This window comes from Empedobacter sp. R750, from assembly GCF_030324345.1.
Taxonomy (GTDB): Bacteria; Bacteroidota; Bacteroidia; order Flavobacteriales; family Weeksellaceae; genus Empedobacter; species Empedobacter falsenii_C.
This window is the reverse complement of record NZ_JACAGF010000018.1, coordinates 1-18,373: the sequence shown is the minus strand read 5'-3', so window position 1 is coordinate 18,373 and position 18,373 is coordinate 1. Positions and strand designations below refer to the sequence as shown.

The following is an 18,373-nucleotide window of genomic DNA, read 5'->3' as shown; positions in this document are numbered from 1 at the left end:
AAGCTACGATTCCAAAGTTTTACCATTTTATTGATTTCCCAAGGATTTATTTTATAAAATATTTTCATAATTAGAAAGAAAATAAGATTGTCTAATAGTACAAAAAGTAATTCCATAACTAATAAGTTTTATTAAATATACATTTTATTTCTTTATCATTTCCAAATATTTAGGTGCTTGTTCCTCTAAAATTTCTGTGATTTTATCGTATTTATTTTCTTTTACGAGTTTTTCTAATTCAAAATTCGCATAACAATATCGCACATAATCGGTGACTTTATTTTCTGGAATATTTAAACTTTCGATGAAATAATTTGAAGTGAAATAATTCTCTAAATCTTTGATTTTATCTACCTTTTTGAAATACTCGTTTTGTTTTTTATCTTTTTTCTTTTGCCCAGAAATAGATGCTATCCACAAAGAAGGATCCAACAACCCGTTATTATTAATTGTAGAAGTCATGTTAGGATTTATCTTTCGGAAGCGCAAATTAGGATCAATTCCCAAATTCAACTGTTTGTACATTTCATCTACTTTTCCATGTTCTAACTTGATGTTATTCTTAAAATTTCTATCCAACGTATTAATTCGCGCTTCAGCAAGTTCAATCGTTTCAATATTCAAATGAATCGTCAGCATTCCTTTTGCTAAAATATCCGATGTAATTTTGATTTTTCGTTCGATATAAAAATCGTGCGTAAAAATCAATTCATCTCCAACAGAAGCTTTGATCGAAAACATTCCATTTTCGTTTGTCAATACTCTGGCATTAGTCATTTCGTTCACAATCAAAATATGATCCACAGCATCTTGTCCAACAACACCATCGTCAATCACCACTTTTCCTGTAATCAAAGTTGTTTGCGCAAAAGAAAAAGTGCTTATCAAACCAAAAATTATAACGTATAAAATTTTATTCATTCTTTTGGATTTTTGACAAATAAATCGGCGCTTGCTCCTCTAAAATCTGAGTTATTTTGTCGTAATTATTTGCTGTGACCAATTTATCTAATTCAAAATTAATATAACAATACTTTACATATTCACTGACTTTATTTTCTGGAATATTCAATGTTTCGATGAAATAATTTGGTGTAAAATAATTCTCCAAATCTTTGATTCTATCTTCTTTTTTGAAATATTCGTACTGATTTTTTTCTCGCTTACGTTGACCTGAAATCGCAGTAATCCAAGCCGCAGGATTCAATAATCCAAAACTTCCAATATTTGATGTCGCATTAGGATCGATTTTTCTGAAGCGCAAATTCGGATCAATTCCCAAATTCAACTGTTTGTACATTTCATCAACTTGGTCATATTTGAGCTTGATATTGTTCTTAAAGTTTTTGTCTAACGTATTAATTCGCGCTTCAGCAAGTTCAATCGTTTCAATATTCAAATGAATCGTCAACATTCCTTTTGCTAAAATATCCGATGTAATTTTGATTTTTCGTTCGATATAAAAATCGTGCGTAAAAATCAATTCATCTCCAACAGACGCCTTAATCGAAAACATTCCGCTCGCATTTGTAAACGCTTTCGCATTCGTCGATTCGTTTGTCACCAAAATATTGTCCACCGCATCTTGCCCAGCAACTCCATCATCAATCACCACTTTTCCGGTAATCAAAGTCGTCTGCGCAAATGTGAAAACGCTCAACAAATTCAATAATATAAGGTATTTTATTCTACTCATTTTTCTTCATTTTTGCTAAATAAATCGACGCTTGTTCTTCAATTACAAAAAGAATTTCATCAAAATTATTATCTCTCAACAATTTCGGAAAATCAAAATTTGAATAACAATAATCCAAAAACTCGTTTATTTTTCCTTCTGGAATTTTCAAATCATTCACAAAATAATAAGTCGTAAAAAATTTATGCAACGCCGACAATTGATCTTCTTTCACAACTTTTATCGGAACTGGATTTTTTATTCGCTTTTTTGGACTTTTAAACACATTTAACAACCCAAGTAAATTAACCCCACCAACTTGTTTAATCGTTCTATTTTACCATTTCTTCATCATGTTTAAGATTCAGTTCCGCTTTAAATTCTAGAGAAGTAAACCCCGCTTCATCATTCAATTTTTCTTGAAATGATTTTTCTTTTCCCAAATTTTTGAGCGAATTTTTATCTAATTTCGAGATATTTGCTTCTTTCAATTCTATCACTTCAATATTTACGTGAATCGTCACAAAACCTTTCATTATCATAGTTTCCGAAACTTTCAATTTTCTTTCTTCAATTCCCGTATGTTTGATTAACAATTCATCATTCAAATTCACATTTATCGAAAATAAGCCAACATTATTTGCTTTTGTTTTGGCTTTTGTCGTTAAGTTTTCAATCGAAGTTCCTTCCAAATCAATAACTTCTTCTGTATCATCCACAATAATTTTTCCTGTGATTAAAGTGCTTTGTGCTTGAAGATAACTTGATGAAATGATTAATAAAAAGAATAAAAATTTATTCATATTCGATTGTTTTTTGGTTGATAGTAGAAAGATAATTTGGTGCTTGTTCTTCGAAAATTAAAGTGATTTTATCATAATTATTTGCTTTTAAAAGTGGTTCTAACTTAAACTCAACAAAGCAATAATGAATAAAATCAAGAATATTTCCTTTTGGAATTTTCAAATCATGCTCAAAATAATATTCGGTGAAATAATCTTTGAGCTGAATGATTTTATCATATTTATCAAGGTTTTTCTTTTTCAGAAAATGTTTATACGTCTGCACTTCTTTGTCCGAATATTGCTCTATCAAACCCATCACATTTTCATAACGAATGGGAACTCTTAATTTTCGAAGATATTCCGAAGCAAAATAGGCTTTCACCATATCATTTTTAAACTCTTCATTAATACCTAAACTTTTATTGATTTTTTCGCTTTGCGTTTCTTCTTTGCTAATATTTTCTTTCCAATTCTTTTTAAGCGGTTTTATTTTCGTTTCGGATAATTCTATCACTTCAACATTTAGATGAACGTCTATAAAACCCTTTCTAATCATTGATTCAGAAATCTTAAGCTGACGTTCTTCAATTCCTATTTGTTTGAAAAGTAAAACATCGTTTGGCTGAACTCGAATCGAAAAAAGACCTTTTTCATTTGATTTTGTTCGTGCATTTGACGTTAAATTTTCGATTACAAAATCATCAAGATTAACGATTTCATCCGCATTATCTACCATAATTTTCCCCGAAATTAAAGTCGATTGTGCATTGGCAGAAATACAAAAAATATAAAAAAAGCTAAGAAGTAAAGTTCTTTTCATTGGCATTTTAAAACATGATTAAAAATAATCGAGAAAATGATTGAAAATCAATATTTAACTCAACTTTATCTAAAGTTGATAATTTGTTAAAAAAGTAAATTATTATTAACGTTTTTTAGTTGTTGTATTAAAATTTTTCACACTTATAACTCCATATCTTGTCGCGATAAAACATTATTTTTGTCTAAATTTGAAACTATGGCTAAAACAAAAACTACATATTTCTGCCAAAACTGTGGCACGCAAACCGCGCAATGGATGGGACAATGCAAAAGTTGTGGCGAATGGAATACCATTGTTGAAGAAATTGTAGACAAAGGCGACGAAAAAAAATCGTGGAAAGATAAATCGGACAAAAAAGAAAAAACTTTTGCCCTGAATATTCGCGAAATAAATCCATTAGGAGAAATAAGAATTTCAACGAAAAACCAAGAATTAGACAGGGTTTTAGGTGGTGGAATTGTTCCTGGATCAGTGATTTTGGTTGGTGGAGAACCTGGTGTTGGAAAATCGACATTGATGTTGCAAGTTGCCTTAAAGTTAGATACGATTAAAATCTTATATGTATCTGGAGAAGAATCTGTTTCGCAAGTAAAACTTCGTGCCGAACGAATCGGAATTGAATCGGATCAATGTTTTATTTTACCCGAAACTAATACGCAAAAAATATTTGCGCATGCCAAAGAAATTCAACCTCAACTGATTGTTGTCGATTCTGTACAAACGCTTCAAACCACTTATGTAGAATCATCTCCAGGAAGTATTTCGCAAATTCGAGAAACAACTTTTGAGTTGATTCAATATGCGAAAGAAACTAATACACCGATTATTTTAATTGGTCATATTACGAAAGAAGGTGTAATTGCTGGACCAAAAATTTTGGAACATATGGTAGATGTTGTATTACAATTTGAAGGCGATCGCAACCATATTTACCGAATTTTACGCGCAAATAAAAACCGTTTTGGCTCAACTGCCGAAATTGGAATTTACGAAATGCAAGGCGCTGGTTTGAGAGAGGTCACAAATCCATCTGAAGTGTTAATCACGAAGAAAGATGAATTACTAAGCGGAAATGCAATAGCAGCGACTTTGGAAGGTGTTCGCCCGATGTTGATTGAAATTCAAGCTTTGGTTTCAACGGCAGTTTATGGAACTCCACAACGTACTGCGACTGGTTTTGATGCCAAACGATTGAATATGTTGTTAGCAGTTTTAGAAAAACGTGCAGGTTTTCGATTGAATATGAAAGATGTTTTCTTGAATATTACAGGTGGAATTCGAGTGGATGATCCTGCAATTGATTTGGCTGTTATTGCGGCAATTCTTTCATCAAGTGAAGATTCTGCTGTTCCAGATAATTGTTGTTTTGCGGGAGAAGTTGGTTTGAGTGGAGAAATTAGAGCTGTAAATCGTGTTGAACAACGCATTACCGAAGCTGAAAAATTAGGTTTTGACGCAATTTTTGTTTCAAAATACAATAAAATAAAAGATACAGATTTTGGAATTCGAATCGTTAGAATCTCAAAAGTTGAAGATTTATATCGTATGCTATTTCAATAGAATATTAAATATTTTATAAACACTTGATTTATACATTATTTTTTCTATTTTTATTCGAAACTAAAAAACATTATTATGGATTATTCTAACCAATCTACTCAAGATTTTAATCAACCTCAACAATCTTCTTTTGAAGAAATTAAACCAAAACCAGAAAACAACCTTGTCTTGGCCATCATCGGTACTGTTTTAGGGCTTTGTTCTCCTTGTTGCATCGGTACTATTGTGGGTATTATTGCAATTGTTTTTGCAAATCAAGTGAATACAAAACACAATATTGGTGATTATACAGGTGCTGAACAAGCAGCTAAAAATTCTAAATTATTAGCTTACATTGCAATTGGTTTAGGCGTAATCGGTGTTATTATTAATGTTGTGATGTTAATTACAGGAGGTATGGATGCTTATATGGAGCAATATAAAAGTATTTTAGAAAGCTCTAACGGAAATTAATCATATGATAAAACGGATTTTGGTTTATGGACTAGCAACGCTTTTACCCATTTTGGTAATTGTCTATTTTTATAGTTATTACAGCAACCAAAGTCCGTTTTCTATCAAATGTATGTTTCATGAAATAACAGGTTTGTGGTGTCCTGGCTGTGGTGGTCAGCGCGCTTTTTCCTTGCTTGTTCACGGACATCTTTTACAATCCTTACGTTACAATCTTATTTTGCCTTTTGCACTTTACATTTGTGTACAATTGTATTATGCTATTGTTGGAAATATTTTTTTAGGCAAACCAATGTCAGGCAAATTACATCTCCCTGCAAGTTTTGCGCGAAATTTCTTAATCTTCCTTTTGGTTTATTCTATTTTGAGAAATATTCCTATTTCTCCTTTTATATATTTAGCACCAGAAAGTTAGAATCAAAAAAAATCAGAGAACTATTCCTCTGATTTCTTATTTGTTGTTCGTAGATTTTGGCGCTCCTCGCCTTCTTTCAATTCTCCTCGACGTATTCTATTTTTGTCCGAATCTTTGTCATCATTTGGTAAAGAAACGGGTTGATTTGCCTCACCTAAAACCCATGTTTCAGTCGCATCCCACATCGCTCTAATTTTGATTGGCTCTGGATACAAATAAATTGGTTCGGGCTGTTTACCTGATAAATAATCGCCTGTATCCCATTTTCCATTTTCATTTTCATCAACCAATAAACGGAACAAATATTCTCCTGGTTCAATAAAGTTGAATTCGAAATAGTTTTTATTTGCTGGATTATATAATTCTTCAATCACTGTAAAGTCTTTATCTGTTTTTAGAAATTGTAAGATAAATGGTTTGCTTGGAGTATTTTGAAGCGTTAATTTTAAATGTCCAAAATCGCCACGCGTTCCCATTTTTATTGGATAAGCAAGCGTATCATTCTTCTCTCCTAACACATCTGTCAAAGCATTTGGATAGATATTAACTTCAAATTTTTCATCCAAATTTTTCTCAAAAGCAAAATTCAAGTTCTGTGCATTCACTGTATCAATGGAAACTTTGAATGGAATTGAAACTGTATCTTTAAACACATAAATTTTAGATAAATCCAATGATTTTATTGGCGCATTTGCCTGAATTTTAAATGGTTTATTTGGTGCTAATTTTTGATCATTTAATGCTTTAAATTCTAATTTTCGTTCTGTATTCGATTTTGAATATAATGCACTTACTTCATCAATTTGATCTTTATGTTGAACCTTGAAGTTCAATTTTGCACTTCTTCCTACAATTGTATCCACCTTTGGATTGAACCAAAAATTAATCGAATCTTGTCTTGGAAACTTCTGAATATAAGCCGTTTTGAATTCTTTCCCAACCGGCGTTATCGTAACATCATCCGTTGCTCCTGTCGTTTTAAAAACAATTAAACCTTCTTGTTTAAAACTCGCTTCAGGTTTACGATAATCTGGTTTTTGATTGAATAAATTCAAGTTGATTTGTTGATTCGCATTCAGCTCAATTGGTTCGTTATGAAAAGCCAAACGCTCTTTTCCATAATCGTACATCACATTTTCTACCTTATCCTCAAAAGCAATTAATTTATACTTACCCGAAGCCAAATAATTTAATTGATATTCTCCTTTATCATTGGCTCTCGCAATGTAATATGGTTTCTTTTGCAGAATGATACTGTCTTTGTATGTACTATCTACTTTATATAGCCCGACCAATATCTTTTCTGGTAATTTGAAATCATAAGACGAATTTACACGACCTGTTACCTTCAACGAATCGATAAAACTACCTGTCGAAAAAACATATTGAAAGTTTGATAACTTATTATTTTCGTTAAAATCTTGAATCGCATCACCAAAATTGAAACTATATGTTGTATTTGGTAACAATGGTTCTTGAAATTTAATCGAAATATTCTTCTTCGCTAAAGCTTGCGGCGTCACAATTGGAGGAATCTGAAACGATGGCGAAACAACCACATTTTTACTGTATTCTTTCAGAAGAATATACTCATCAAAGTTGATTGTAGCCTCTTGCAAATTGACATCTACATTCGTAGCCAATGTATCTGGATCAGCTTTTAGGAAAACTGGCGGAGTTTCATCTTTAGGTCCTCCTGTTGGTGAACCTTGTCTTGCACAAGAAATAACCGTCAAAATGGTTAACATCAAAAGCGAAAAACGTGTCGTCTTATTCATGGGCGCAAGTTAAGAAAAAGCTTGTTATTAAGCACAAGCAATGGTAATTACACTTATCTTAAAATTTTCAGAAAGATTAAACTTTTTTATTGCCGATGCAATTGTTGCACCAGTTGTTAAGACATCATCAATCAAAATATAATGTCCAGGTTTAAGATTTGGATTGATTTCAAACGCATCTTTCAAATTTTCCAATCGGTGTTTTTTGTCTTCATTTACTTGAGATGAATTGTATTTAGTTCGGATTAATCCATCCGAAAAATAATTTATCTGGTTGATTTCAGCCAACGTTAGTGCAAAATTTTCTACTTGATTGTAGCCTCTTGTTTTCAATCGTTTTGAATGCAATGGAATCGGAATAATTCCGTCATAATCACTCAAATCAAACTTAATCAATTGCGCTAAATCAATTCCAATTTCTGGACGATTCCTATATTTCATTTCGTGTAAAATGGCTTGCGTTGTATTATGATGTTTAAATTCTAACAAAGAAAAAGCGTTTTCGACCTCGCAAAAATTTCTCAATTTATCATAAGCTCGATTATTTTGATCAAAATTAAAATGCGTAAAAACAAGTTTGGTTGAGCACGAAACACACAGAAATTGCGAAGGTTGAATGACGTCTTGACAATCCAAACAACGCATCGGAAAAAATAAATCAACCAAAGAATTTACGATTGTTTTGATTTCCATTACCTTTGCAAATTAAAGTTTAGTACTAAATTTAATGAAAATCATTCGACTTACAAAAGCTTTTACGTTCGAAACTGCACATGCTTTGCATGGTTATGACGGAAAGTGTAAAAATATACATGGACATTCGTACAAATTATTTGTAACTGTGAAAGGAACGCCTTCTGAGGACACAAACGATGTGAAACTTGGAATGGTGATGGATTTTGGGGATTTGAAAAAAATTGTGAACAAAGAAATTGTTAATCTTTTTGATCACGCCATTTTATTGAACGAAAATTCGCCTCACAAAACATTAGGAGAAAAATTATTAGCAGAAGGACACAATGTTGTTTTTACAGATTATCAACCATCTGCTGAAAACATGATTTTGTGGATTGTGGATAAAATTAAACCACTTTTACCAACGAATATCGATTTGGTTGCTTTGAAATTACACGAAACTGAAAATTCTTATGCAGAATGGTTAGCGGAGGACAACCAATAAACATTCAGTTAGAAGCTGGTAAAAAAGCCTATTTTTCTTCGGATCATCACTTTGGTGCTCCGAATGAAAAAGATAGTTTGGTGCGCGAAAAATTGTTTGTAAAATGGCTTGACGAAATAAAAGACGATTGTGGTGTTTTATTTTTGATTGGCGATTTATTCGATTTTTGGTTCGAATATAAACACGTTGTTCCGAAAGGATTTGTACGTGTTTTAGGAAAATTAGCCGAAATTTCTGATCGTGGAATTCCAATTTATTTCTTTGTTGGAAACCATGATTTATGGATGAAAGATTATTTGGAAGAACAAATCAATGCAATTGTTTTTCGAGACAAACAAGATTTTATCATCAATGGAAAAGATTTTTTTATTGTACATGGTGACGGAAAAGGACCTGGCGATAAAGGCTACAAACGAATGAAAAAGGTCTTTACTAACAAAGTTTGTCAATTTCTTTTTTATCTACTTCATCCCGATTTGGCAATGTGGTTGGGAATTACAGCTTCGCGAAAAAATAAAATGATTTCGGGTGATGAAGATGTTAATTTTTTGGGCGTTGACAACGAATGGTTAATCATGTATAGCCGTAAACAATTGCATCGAAAATACTACGATTATCTAATTTATGGACATCGACATTTACCAATGGAGATTGCGATAGGCAAAGCGCGTCATATCAATCTTGGCGATTGGATTAACTACTTTACTTATGGTATTTTTGATGGAAAAGAATTCGAATTAAAAACTTACCTCCGTAATCAAGGAGAAGAATCTCGGGATTCTATCATAAAAATTATAGATTAGCAAGCAAATCATAAAAACCCAAAGAAATGCCTCTTTTAGCCATTCTATTTTGGGTTTGCTTTCGCTAAAATATCTTGTTAACATCAACATAATGCTAAAACCTAAGAAGGCAAGATAAGCATCGTTATTTCCTCCGTAAAGAATATACGTAATCAACATTGTTCCAAACATAAAATGCATCAACAAAAAGATTCGTTTCTTTTGTGCTGTCAATTTATTCACATTCTTAAAATGATTAATAATTGAATAAATTAGAATAATTACAATGGGAACTAAAAACAATTGTTTCCATTCGAAATGCACTATTGTTAACATCAATTGTTCTTTATAAAAATCGAACATAAAGTAATAATCAAGCAGAAAACTTACTTGAGCAACGATTAATATTGGAAGAATAAATCCTAGAAAACCAAGAATAGGAATTTTTGGTTCTACAACTCTTAAAGTTAAGAAATAAGTGAAAACTACAATTCCTAAGAAAATAAGTGGCGGACTTAATAGTATTGCAAAACTCATGAAAACGCCTATATCAAAAGCATTGTACGTATCGTTTTTTTCGGACTCAAAATAGAGTAATTGCACTGTTACATAAGTCACAAGCAACAAACTTCCAGCAATTCTATAATCTGATAAACCTGCAATAAAAGGCATTATCCACAAAATGTAAGTAAAAGTTGGGTAGGAAGAAGTCGAAATTAAATCATTTGTATTGTCGATATACCCCACAAAAGCAATCGTCAAAATCGTCAGGACTACGCCTAATTTTTCTAAATTACTCAGATCAATACTGTTAAAATTCGTTGCTCCAAGCAATGTAAACAGCACAATGATAAAAATCTGTATAAAAAAATTCCTTTTGTCAAGTAGATTAACCAACATTTTATTAACTTTGATGCAAATTAAGCAATAAACTAGAATATGGGAGTTATAACTGATTTATTTTTTGCGATTGGTGATATTTTCAAATGGACTTTTGAAAACTTATTATCTCCAGTTGGTGTTATCTTTGGATGGTTATTTACATTCATCGGATGCGCATTACTTGGATGGTGGTTATATAAAATCGCTAGCTTTGGAACCGAAAATGAAAAAAGATACGAAAGATAATTTATCTTATATTGTATAAAATATATTTTCGAATTAATTCGAAAAACCTCTTATAAATTTTATAAGAGGTTTTTTTTGTCTCCTAAACGTAGAATAAATCCTATTTTTCTACGTTGTAGAAGAACGACTTGTAGATCGATAATTAAATTTTTTGAATTACTAAAACTAAACATACACGATAAAATGGATAATAATTCTACTCAACAAGAGAATAATGAAATTGATTTATTGCAGGTATCAAACTCTATAAAAAAAGGTTTACAAAATACATTGAGTTTTATTCCCAAAACATTTCTATTTATAAAGAAAAATATTCTTATTCTAATATCATTGTTGATTATTGGAGGAATTGGTGGCTTTTTTTATAATAGATATGCTGAAAAATATGAGAGTAATATAATCGTAACTCCAAACTTTAATTCAGTTGATTTATTGAATGAAAAAATAATATTATTAAACTCAAAAATTCAACAGAACGATACTATTTTCTTAAATAAAATTGGGATAAATAAAACTTCTAAGATTACTAAAATTAGTGTAAAACCGATTACAAATCTTTACAGTTTTTTAAATCAAGAGAATAATTATTATGAAATTTTTAAAACACTATCTGAAAATGATGATGCTAAAAAAGTTGCAGAAGATCCTTCTACAAGCAAAAATTTCACAAATCATTTGATTACTATTAATTCAAATGAAAAAATTGAAGAAAAGGTTTTAGGTAATATTGTTAAGTATTTAAATACAAGTAAAACTTATGAAGTTTTTCGAATTGAAATTTTACAAAATGTAAAAGATAAAATTGCTATTAATGATTCTACAATTTATCAAATTGATGGAATCTTAAAAAAAGCAAGTTTGTTTCCTAATAATAATTCTACAATTTCAGTTAATGGAGACTCTCAATTAAATAGTCTTATTCAAGAAAAAATAAAATTAGTTGAAGAAGCTCAACAGTTAAAGGTTCATCAACACAATCTAAAATATATTATAACACCATTAAATTATTCAGAAAACATTCTTGATATTTCTGGCATTAATGGTAAGTATCACCTTATATTCCCTTTGATTTTAATTGGTTTATTTCTATTATTTTCTTTGTCTAGAAAAACAAAATAATTTTTTAGGATGAAAATCCCAACTAAAATAACCAATTTTATAGTCTATGCAATTGGGCAATCAATTAATTTGATTAGCCCTTTAATTGTGATGCCTTATTTAATGAATATATGTAAAGAAGATGGGTTAGGGAAAATTGGGATTGCATTTTCTATTAGTTTAATATTATGTTGTATTGTTGATTATAGTTCTTATTTAAATGGAACAAAAGATATTGTAATTAACAAAAAGAATAACAGGTATATAAATAATATAATTAGTAATACATATTCCTATAAAATTATCATTTTTGGTTGTATTTCTTGTTTATTTTTAATTGGAAGCTTAATATTTCCCAATTTTTACGAAAAAAAATTATTGCTTCTAAGCTTACCTATTGTTATTTCTCAATTGATTAATCCCAATTGGTTTTTACAAGGATTAGAAAAGTTTAAAGTAATTGCTTCTCTAAATGTGATTTCAAAAATCATTTATATTGGTTGCATTTTTTACTTTATAAAAAAACAAGATGACTACATATGGGCTAATTTTTATCTAGGAACTAGTGGGATTATTGTTTATATATTTTTTCTATTTTTCTATAAAAAGGAGTATAAAATAAGTTTTAAGAAAATAAATTTCAAAAGAGGAATTCAAACTTTGAGAGCAGATTTTAACATTTGTGTTTCAGAGTTTTGTTTATCTATTTATCAGTATTTTCCGATATTAATAGTAGGGTATTTTACAGGAGCATCAATGGCTGGTTTATATCGTATAATCGAACAAATTTTTAGTGTATTTAGGACTTTCACATTTATGTTTTTCAATTTTAGTTATCCAACTGTTTGTTATGACATAGAACAGAACTTAAAAAAAGGGTTAAAAATTTGGAAGTTATATCATCTTGCTAATTTATTCTTTATTACCATTGGTATTATTGTAATTCTATTCTCAAAGAATTTTATACTATCATATTTCCATATTACCACAAAAGATGTATCAACCTTTATAGAGATTTTAAAAATTGCATTAATTGTTCCTATTTTATTAGTTATTTCTCAAGCGTTAAGACAGTTAATGTTCGCAATAAATTTATCAAGAACATATACTCATATTATCTATTTGATGTGTTCATTATCGATTGTTTTATTAAGCTTTTTTGTTAATTATTATGGTTTAAAAGGAGCTTTTATCTCAATGATTACTGTAGAGCTAATTATTATATCATTATATTCAATTAATATTATCAAAAAAATTAAAGCTTAACAATTTTATGAAAATTAAATTATCATCCGAATGGCCTTATCAACTGTTGTTTTTAATAGCAGTAGGTTTTTCGTATATCAATAATTATGAATTAAGTTTAGCTGTATGGTTGATTATATTATGTGTAACTATAAAAAGATACTACTCGAAAAGTATTTTGTTTTTATGTTCGTTTTTTGTTGTTATAGTATTACTTGGTACAATAAGATCTTTTTATTATAACTATAATTTATACGAAATTATTAGAGATATTTCATATTTCATAAAACCAATCGTTGGCTTGTTGATTGGTTATCAATGCTTCAGAAGCAAGGATAATAATTTTTTCACAACCATTATTTACTGCTCATTAGTTATTGCAATTATTCACCTCACTATATTAGCAAATGCTTTTATTATTCATCACATACGTTATGTAAATGAGATTAGATATCACGGTGGTTATTTTTCTGATTTTGAAACATTTGCTGTTATCATTCTACTATTTCATAAAAAATTTGGTTTAAAATTCTCTTTACAAAAAAGACTTATATTACTTACAATAATAAGTATATCATTGTGTCTATATTTAGCAAGAACCAATTTAATTCAAATGTTTATTGTGTGCTGTGGGTTATTAGGCTTATTTCAATTAAATCGCTTTAAAATAATTACTTTAACTTGTTTAATAATTATTGGAGCATTCGGTTATAAAATAATTTATGACATGAATCCTTCTAGAGGTGCGACAGGTTTTGAGAATTTTTTATACAAAATTAAAAATGCTCCAAAAGAGATTTATGATCCTTATGTCGTAAACGATAACTCACCTAGGTTTCATGATAACTTTAGATCATATGAAACTAAAATAACGATTTTACAAGTTTTAAATAAAGATGAAAGTGGAATCTGGCTAGGTAGCGGATTTGGTTCAAGTGTAAATTATGGTTCTCTAATGTGGACAAATGATGGAACACAAGTAAGACATGCCCCTATTTTGCACAATGGTTTTACAACAATTTTTTTAAAAACAGGAATACTTGGATTGATTATATACACATCCTCTATTCTTTACTTGACTTTTATGAAGAAAAAAACAGCTATACCAAAATTAGATGCAATAAAGCTACTTATCAATAGCACTGGTATATTCCTATTTGTATCCAGTTTAGTATTCCTAGGTTTTTATTTAAAATTAGATAACAAATCTTTATTTGTTGGAGGTTTATTAGCTTATTATGAAATTCTGAAAAATGCAAAAACGACATAAAATTATATTCATTAATCAATCATCAGAATTATATGGATCTGATAAAACATTGCTAGATTTAGTTGTTGGTCTTAAAACCAATTACAATATTGATCCTATTGTTATAATGCAACAACCTGGTTTATTAAATTTAGAATTAGATAAATATAATATAGAATATCACTATATCCCAGTACTTAAACTTCATAAAAAGATGTTTTCTTTAAAATATCTTCTTGGTTTAGCAAAAGATTCTATTCTAAGTGTAATTAAACTTAGAAAGATTGTAAAAAAAAATAATGTAAAATTAATTTACACAAATGCTTTTAGTGTAATGCTTGGAAATGTCTATGCTTATTGGTTTAAAACAAAACATATTTGGCATTGTCATGAAATTATTCACTCACCAAAACTTTTTGTGAAAATATATTATAAACTTATCAAATCTAGACTAGTTGATACTGTTATTTACAATTCAAAATCTACAATGAAATGCTGGGTCAATGAAGATTCAAAAATATTAAAAAAAGCAAATTTGGTCTACAATGGAATTGATATAAATCCAATCATAGAAACAAATGAAAATGTAAATAAATTAAGACTATCCCTATTTCCTAATTCAACGCATGACAGTCTTATTTATGGTAATATTGGTAGAATTAGCGATAGAAAGGGAATTGAAATATTGATTGATGCTTTTCAAGTAATTCATCAAGAATACCCAAACAGTTATTTACTTTTAGTAGGATCTCCTGCTCCTGGAAAAGAAGATTTTTTAGATCAAATGGAAGTAAAAATAAAAGAATATCAGCTAACAAATCATGTTAAATTTGTTCCTTTTGTCAATAATGTCTATCCTTATTGGCAAGCTATGGATATTGTTATTATTCCCTCTAAAGAACCTGAGTCATTTGGGTTAGTTGCTATTGAAGCTATGTTGGTTAAAAAACCTGTAATAGTTGCTAATCACGGTGGACTTACAGAAATTGTTGACAACAACATTACAGGAATAAAGTTTGAACCTAACAACTTAATAGAGTTAGTGTCTGCTATGAAAGAATTAACTGAAGATAAAGAAAAACGAATTCTTTATGGAGAAAATGGACAGAAAATTGTGCTAGAAAAATTTAATGTAGACAGATATGTTGATAATATTGCTATAATTTGTAAAAAACTAATTTAATGAAAATAGCCATCTTAGGAACTCGAGGTATACCAAACTACCATGGTGGATTTGAACAATTTGCAGAGTTTTTTGCCGTTTATTTAACAAACAAAGGGGAAGATGTTTATGTCTACAATTCTTCATTGCATCCATACAAAGAAAAAATATTCAACGGAGTCAAACTAATTCATTGCAAAGATCCTGAAGATAAAATGGGAACTGCCGGACAATTTCTCTACGACTTAAATTGTATTTTAGATGCTCGCAAACGCAATTTTGATATCATCTTACAATTAGGTTACACAAGTAGTACCATATGGTGGTGGTTAATGCCAAAAAAAGCTAAAATCATAACCAACATGGATGGATTAGAATGGAAACGTAGCAAATATTCCAAAAAAGTACAAAACTTCCTTAAATATGCTGAAAAATTAGGTGCGAAACATTCTGATCATTTGATAGCAGATTCTTTAGGAATACAAACCTATCTGAAAAATAAATACAACAAAGATTCTACTTATATTGCTTACGGTGCCGATATATTTATTAATCCTAATGATTCTATTTTAGAAAAATATAATATCGAAAAAAATAAGTATAGTTTGTTAATTGCTCGATTTGAACCCGAAAATAACTTAGAAATGATTTTGGACGGAGTAGCTACCTCTACAAAAAAAGAAACCTTTTTAGTGATTGGAAAACATGAAACACCATACGGTGAGTTTTTAAAAGAAAAATATAAAGCTTTCTCTAACATTATTTTTACAGGAGGTATCTATAATTTCGAAGAATTAAACAATATTCGTTATTATTCTCGTTTATATTTTCATGGGCATTCTGTTGGTGGTACAAACCCTTCATTATTAGAAGCAATGGCATCCAACTGCTTAATTTGTGCTAATAATAATGAATTTAACAAAGGTGTTCTAAAAGAAAATGCATTTTATTTTTCTAACAAAAATGAAGTAAAACAACTTTATGACACTTTAGATAAAGAAAATGAATTAGAAAAAATTAATCAAAATACAGCTGCTATAGAAAATGAATTTAGCTGGAATATGATTAACGAAAAATATTATTATCTTTTGAAAAGTAATCAATAAAAAAAGGAAGATAAATCTTCCTTTTTTTATTGATTTTTGGCAGTTCCAGATCCAAAAAATTTATTTTTTGTTTGTACTAAGACATTATAGTTTTTAGCTAATTGCTTCTTAAAAAAAGATGCATCTTCATTCGGATGCCAATCAGTTGTCCTAGGTTCTTCAATATGTACTTTATGCTCTTGATAAGCATATGTTGCAATAGAAGTTCTATATACCCCTTCAGGAAAATTGGTCATTTCATAACCATGTAATGTATATGGAGCGCATTGTTGAATAATTAATCGATTAAATGGAACTCCAACTTCAGCTTGTTCATCTGTACGTAAATCAACTAATTTCAAATCTCCCTTGTATTCAGGTTTCCAATCTTTATTTAAGTAAAGTAATAGATTTAATTCTCGATACCAATTCTTATTTATTGGATGATAATTAAAATCTAAATGCATATCTAAGAAACTATTCTTTTTACCTTGATGCAATCCTCCTCCATGATTTTTAGGGTCTACAAATATGTCTTTATTAACAATATATGACAATATTTTATTAAAACGGTCTGAAGATAAGTCCTTATATAATTCTTCTAACTCTGATCCTAAAACTTTATAGTTTGATTTCTCAAATTTGTTATTTGCAAAAGCATAATCTCTACTTTTATTATCTAATTCTGGAATACTATTATATGCCTTTATTAGTTTTTCTTCATCACAAAAGTTATCTAAAATAAGATGGGGATACGGTTTAGCTATTAGATATTCTAACCTTAGTTCATCTAATTTTTTTTCAAGTATGTCAAAATTAATCATAGTAATTCTTTGTTTGATTAGATATTATTTTATAACTATAAATTTAGCCTTTTATTGTTTATAATTAAGGTTATTTTGAACCCTCTTCATTTCTAAATTAATAATTGTAATTTCATTATTTTTTGAACAGAATTATAATTTAGTCTTTTTGCAACTTTGACCAACCCAAAAATAGATACATATTTTCAATGATTAAAAATACATAAACTTATTACTCTTACTTAACCGTAATTTTATTGTCTTTTATTAAGATTTTTTTCTCATTCTCATTTTCAATAATCAACCCAAGTTTATATACTCCTTTGTCCATTGTATTAGTATTTATTTTGCCTGAGAAACCAGAGTCATTATATTGTCCATTCATTGCTTCACTAACATCTAATCTCTTCTCTTTAGAAAGTTCAGATACATAAATTTTTGAACCTCCAATTAGTAATAATTTCACATTATCTTTAATACTATTTGCTCCAAAAATAATTGCCCAACCTTTTATAGAATAAATTTCTTTATCATTTGTTACAATATCAAAATTACCAGTAACATTTTCTGATGGCTTTAATTCAATATTAATTAATTCCGGAATAAAAATATCTATTTTATTAAAATCTATAATAACATGCTTTCCATCTGCTCTCAAATTGTAGAAACTTGTTCTATTTATAATTGGAATGTTCATTTTATTATTTAATACCTCCTCTCTTCTTTTATCTTTAAGAAAACTAATATTATATAAATTATTTGATTTCAAAACAAAAAATTCCTCTAATCCAAAATTTTGATTTCCTAAAAATTTTATATGTAAATAATTAATAAAATCATATCCATAAATTAAGTTCTCTGATTGACTTGACCACGGTACTTGACCATCTACAATTAAATATTTTCCATTCAAATCTGTTTTTGACATTACATCATATACAATTGTAGTCTGAAATTGATCTTGATCTTTTAATAAATTTGCAAAAGATCCCATCAATGGAAAGGAAATAATAACAAAGTATAATGATATATAAGTTGTTAATTTTTGAGAGTATTTACTTACAAGAAATAACATTGGATATCCTAACGAAAGTTCCAGAGTAAGAAAAGGTATATAATACTTATCTTACAATTATGAAAGGAATAAAAAAT

Annotated in this window: 21 protein-coding genes; 11 read left to right on the top strand and 10 right to left on the bottom strand. The window is 29.1% G+C overall.

Going from position 1 to position 18,373, the window contains the following annotated elements:
* Nucleotides 1-144: 144 nt before the first annotated feature.
* Genes HXZ74_RS14805 through HXZ74_RS14785 form a run of 5 tightly spaced genes read right to left on the bottom strand, consistent with a single transcriptional unit; the run spans nt 145 to nt 3,280 of the window.
* Nucleotides 145-921, bottom strand: a complete 777-nt coding sequence (locus HXZ74_RS14805; protein ID WP_286476089.1) for a hypothetical protein — start codon at nt 919-921, stop codon at nt 145-147.
* Nucleotides 914-1,696, bottom strand: coding sequence for a hypothetical protein (locus HXZ74_RS14800; RefSeq protein ID WP_286476087.1), 783 nt, complete (start codon nt 1,694-1,696; stop codon nt 914-916). The genes HXZ74_RS14805 and HXZ74_RS14800 overlap by 8 nt, the downstream gene beginning before the upstream one ends.
* Nucleotides 1,689-1,961 carry a hypothetical protein gene (locus tag HXZ74_RS14795; protein WP_286476085.1) on the bottom strand — a complete coding sequence of 91 codons (273 nt, stop codon included), beginning with the start codon at nt 1,959-1,961 and terminating at the stop codon, nt 1,689-1,691. The genes HXZ74_RS14800 and HXZ74_RS14795 overlap by 8 nt, the downstream gene beginning before the upstream one ends.
* Nucleotides 1,962-2,007: 46 nt before the next feature.
* Complete coding sequence (locus tag HXZ74_RS14790; RefSeq protein WP_286476083.1) at nt 2,008-2,478, bottom strand: hypothetical protein; 471 nt, start codon at nt 2,476-2,478, stop codon at nt 2,008-2,010.
* On the bottom strand, nt 2,471-3,280 hold the full coding sequence (locus tag HXZ74_RS14785) for a hypothetical protein (protein WP_286476081.1): 810 nt from the start codon (nt 3,278-3,280) through the stop codon (nt 2,471-2,473). The genes HXZ74_RS14790 and HXZ74_RS14785 overlap by 8 nt, the downstream gene beginning before the upstream one ends.
* A 198-nt stretch (nt 3,281-3,478) precedes the next feature.
* Here HXZ74_RS14785 and radA point away from each other — a divergent pair, with 198 nt between their 5' ends.
* The 3 genes from radA (at nt 3,479) to HXZ74_RS14770 (ending at nt 5,711) form a co-directional block, all read left to right on the top strand.
* On the top strand, nt 3,479-4,843 hold the full coding sequence (gene radA, locus HXZ74_RS14780) for a DNA repair protein RadA (protein ID WP_125349136.1): 1,365 nt from the start codon (nt 3,479-3,481) through the stop codon (nt 4,841-4,843).
* 75 nt (nt 4,844-4,918) lie between these two features.
* Nucleotides 4,919-5,296, top strand: a complete 378-nt coding sequence (locus HXZ74_RS14775) for a CD225/dispanin family protein (protein ID WP_280062274.1) — start codon at nt 4,919-4,921, stop codon at nt 5,294-5,296.
* A 4-nt stretch (nt 5,297-5,300) separates the two neighbouring features.
* A complete protein-coding gene (locus HXZ74_RS14770) occupies nt 5,301-5,711 on the top strand; it encodes a DUF2752 domain-containing protein (protein WP_280062275.1) in 411 nt (136 codons plus the stop codon).
* A 20-nt stretch (nt 5,712-5,731) separates the two neighbouring features.
* Here HXZ74_RS14770 and HXZ74_RS14765 read toward each other — a convergent pair whose 3' ends face one another.
* Together HXZ74_RS14765 and HXZ74_RS14760 are read right to left on the bottom strand one after the other, a co-directional pair.
* The gene (locus tag HXZ74_RS14765; protein WP_286476079.1) at nt 5,732-7,489 is read right to left on the bottom strand and encodes an Ig-like domain-containing domain; all 1,758 of its coding nucleotides are present in this window, start codon (nt 7,487-7,489) and stop codon (nt 5,732-5,734) included.
* 27 nt (nt 7,490-7,516) lie between these two features.
* Nucleotides 7,517-8,182, bottom strand: a complete 666-nt coding sequence (locus HXZ74_RS14760; RefSeq protein WP_280035031.1) for a ComF family protein — start codon at nt 8,180-8,182, stop codon at nt 7,517-7,519.
* A 34-nt stretch (nt 8,183-8,216) separates the two neighbouring features.
* Here HXZ74_RS14760 and queD point away from each other — a divergent pair, with 34 nt between their 5' ends.
* Both queD and HXZ74_RS14750 read left to right on the top strand, forming a co-directional pair.
* On the top strand, nt 8,217-8,669 hold the full coding sequence (queD, locus tag HXZ74_RS14755; protein ID WP_180905560.1) for a 6-carboxytetrahydropterin synthase QueD: 453 nt from the start codon (nt 8,217-8,219) through the stop codon (nt 8,667-8,669).
* Nucleotides 8,645-9,472 carry a UDP-2,3-diacylglucosamine diphosphatase gene (locus HXZ74_RS14750; RefSeq protein WP_114998547.1) on the top strand — a complete coding sequence of 276 codons (828 nt, stop codon included), beginning with the start codon at nt 8,645-8,647 and terminating at the stop codon, nt 9,470-9,472. The genes queD and HXZ74_RS14750 overlap by 25 nt, the downstream gene beginning before the upstream one ends.
* Here the strand turns inward: HXZ74_RS14750 and HXZ74_RS14745 are convergent.
* Nucleotides 9,407-10,351: a DUF6427 family protein gene (locus tag HXZ74_RS14745; RefSeq protein WP_114998549.1), complete on the bottom strand. Its 945-nt coding sequence runs from the start codon at nt 10,349-10,351 to the stop codon at nt 9,407-9,409. The two genes, HXZ74_RS14750 and HXZ74_RS14745, sit on opposite strands and share 66 nt — an antisense overlap.
* A 39-nt stretch (nt 10,352-10,390) precedes the next feature.
* Here HXZ74_RS14745 and HXZ74_RS14740 point away from each other — a divergent pair, with 39 nt between their 5' ends.
* The 6 genes from HXZ74_RS14740 (at nt 10,391) to HXZ74_RS14715 (ending at nt 16,439) form a co-directional block, all read left to right on the top strand.
* Nucleotides 10,391-10,579 carry a hypothetical protein gene (locus tag HXZ74_RS14740; RefSeq protein WP_038336022.1) on the top strand — a complete coding sequence of 63 codons (189 nt, stop codon included), beginning with the start codon at nt 10,391-10,393 and terminating at the stop codon, nt 10,577-10,579.
* A gap of 333 nt (nt 10,580-10,912) precedes the next feature.
* Entirely contained in the window at nt 10,913-11,698 is a 786-nt protein-coding gene (locus HXZ74_RS14735) for a hypothetical protein (protein WP_286476077.1), read from the top strand.
* A gap of 9 nt (nt 11,699-11,707) precedes the next feature.
* The gene (locus tag HXZ74_RS14730; protein WP_114998553.1) at nt 11,708-12,943 is read left to right on the top strand and encodes an oligosaccharide flippase family protein; all 1,236 of its coding nucleotides are present in this window, start codon (nt 11,708-11,710) and stop codon (nt 12,941-12,943) included.
* A gap of 7 nt (nt 12,944-12,950) precedes the next feature.
* Nucleotides 12,951-14,192, top strand: coding sequence for a hypothetical protein (locus HXZ74_RS14725; RefSeq protein WP_114998555.1), 1,242 nt, complete (start codon nt 12,951-12,953; stop codon nt 14,190-14,192).
* Nucleotides 14,176-15,354, top strand: a complete 1,179-nt coding sequence (locus HXZ74_RS14720) for a glycosyltransferase family 4 protein (protein WP_286476075.1) — start codon at nt 14,176-14,178, stop codon at nt 15,352-15,354. Before HXZ74_RS14725 ends, HXZ74_RS14720 begins: the two co-directional genes overlap by 17 nt.
* On the top strand, nt 15,354-16,439 hold the full coding sequence (locus tag HXZ74_RS14715) for a DUF1972 domain-containing protein (protein WP_114998558.1): 1,086 nt from the start codon (nt 15,354-15,356) through the stop codon (nt 16,437-16,439). The genes HXZ74_RS14720 and HXZ74_RS14715 overlap by 1 nt, the downstream gene beginning before the upstream one ends.
* 26 nt (nt 16,440-16,465) lie before the next feature.
* On the opposite strand, the gene HXZ74_RS14710 is transcribed toward HXZ74_RS14715, so the two are convergent.
* Together HXZ74_RS14710 and HXZ74_RS14705 are read right to left on the bottom strand one after the other, a co-directional pair.
* Nucleotides 16,466-17,242 (bottom strand): 2OG-Fe(II) oxygenase, encoded by a 777-nt coding sequence (locus tag HXZ74_RS14710; protein WP_114998560.1) that lies wholly within the window; start codon nt 17,240-17,242, stop codon nt 16,466-16,468.
* A gap of 217 nt (nt 17,243-17,459) precedes the next feature.
* Nucleotides 17,460-18,149, bottom strand: coding sequence for a hypothetical protein (locus HXZ74_RS14705; RefSeq protein WP_286476073.1), 690 nt, complete (start codon nt 18,147-18,149; stop codon nt 17,460-17,462).
* Nucleotides 18,150-18,373 lie beyond the last annotated feature (224 nt).

What these genes read in the sequence shown, in the direction of transcription:
- HXZ74_RS14705 (WP_286476073.1), bottom strand. Translation starts at nt 18,149, where the DNA reads ATGTCAAAAACAGATTTGAATGGAAAATATTTAATTGTAGATGGTCAA.
- HXZ74_RS14710 (WP_114998560.1), bottom strand. Translation starts at nt 17,242, where the DNA reads ATGATTAATTTTGACATACTTGAAAAAAAATTAGATGAACTAAGGTTA.
- HXZ74_RS14805 (WP_286476089.1), bottom strand. Translation starts at nt 921, where the DNA reads ATGAATAAAATTTTATACGTTATAATTTTTGGTTTGATAAGCACTTTT.
- radA (WP_125349136.1), top strand. Translation starts at nt 3,479, where the DNA reads ATGGCTAAAACAAAAACTACATATTTCTGCCAAAACTGTGGCACGCAA.
- HXZ74_RS14775 (WP_280062274.1), top strand. Translation starts at nt 4,919, where the DNA reads ATGGATTATTCTAACCAATCTACTCAAGATTTTAATCAACCTCAACAA.
- HXZ74_RS14730 (WP_114998553.1), top strand. Translation starts at nt 11,708, where the DNA reads ATGAAAATCCCAACTAAAATAACCAATTTTATAGTCTATGCAATTGGG.
- HXZ74_RS14760 (WP_280035031.1), bottom strand. Translation starts at nt 8,182, where the DNA reads ATGGAAATCAAAACAATCGTAAATTCTTTGGTTGATTTATTTTTTCCG.
- HXZ74_RS14785 (WP_286476081.1), bottom strand. Translation starts at nt 3,280, where the DNA reads ATGAAAAGAACTTTACTTCTTAGCTTTTTTTATATTTTTTGTATTTCT.
- HXZ74_RS14765 (WP_286476079.1), bottom strand. Translation starts at nt 7,489, where the DNA reads ATGAATAAGACGACACGTTTTTCGCTTTTGATGTTAACCATTTTGACG.
- HXZ74_RS14740 (WP_038336022.1), top strand. Translation starts at nt 10,391, where the DNA reads ATGGGAGTTATAACTGATTTATTTTTTGCGATTGGTGATATTTTCAAA.
- HXZ74_RS14800 (WP_286476087.1), bottom strand. Translation starts at nt 1,696, where the DNA reads ATGAGTAGAATAAAATACCTTATATTATTGAATTTGTTGAGCGTTTTC.
- queD (WP_180905560.1), top strand. Translation starts at nt 8,217, where the DNA reads ATGAAAATCATTCGACTTACAAAAGCTTTTACGTTCGAAACTGCACAT.
- HXZ74_RS14770 (WP_280062275.1), top strand. Translation starts at nt 5,301, where the DNA reads ATGATAAAACGGATTTTGGTTTATGGACTAGCAACGCTTTTACCCATT.
- HXZ74_RS14745 (WP_114998549.1), bottom strand. Translation starts at nt 10,351, where the DNA reads ATGTTGGTTAATCTACTTGACAAAAGGAATTTTTTTATACAGATTTTT.
- HXZ74_RS14715 (WP_114998558.1), top strand. Translation starts at nt 15,354, where the DNA reads ATGAAAATAGCCATCTTAGGAACTCGAGGTATACCAAACTACCATGGT.
- HXZ74_RS14725 (WP_114998555.1), top strand. Translation starts at nt 12,951, where the DNA reads ATGAAAATTAAATTATCATCCGAATGGCCTTATCAACTGTTGTTTTTA.
- HXZ74_RS14790 (WP_286476083.1), bottom strand. Translation starts at nt 2,478, where the DNA reads ATGAATAAATTTTTATTCTTTTTATTAATCATTTCATCAAGTTATCTT.
- HXZ74_RS14750 (WP_114998547.1), top strand. Translation starts at nt 8,645, where the DNA reads ATGGTTAGCGGAGGACAACCAATAAACATTCAGTTAGAAGCTGGTAAA.
- HXZ74_RS14720 (WP_286476075.1), top strand. Translation starts at nt 14,176, where the DNA reads ATGCAAAAACGACATAAAATTATATTCATTAATCAATCATCAGAATTA.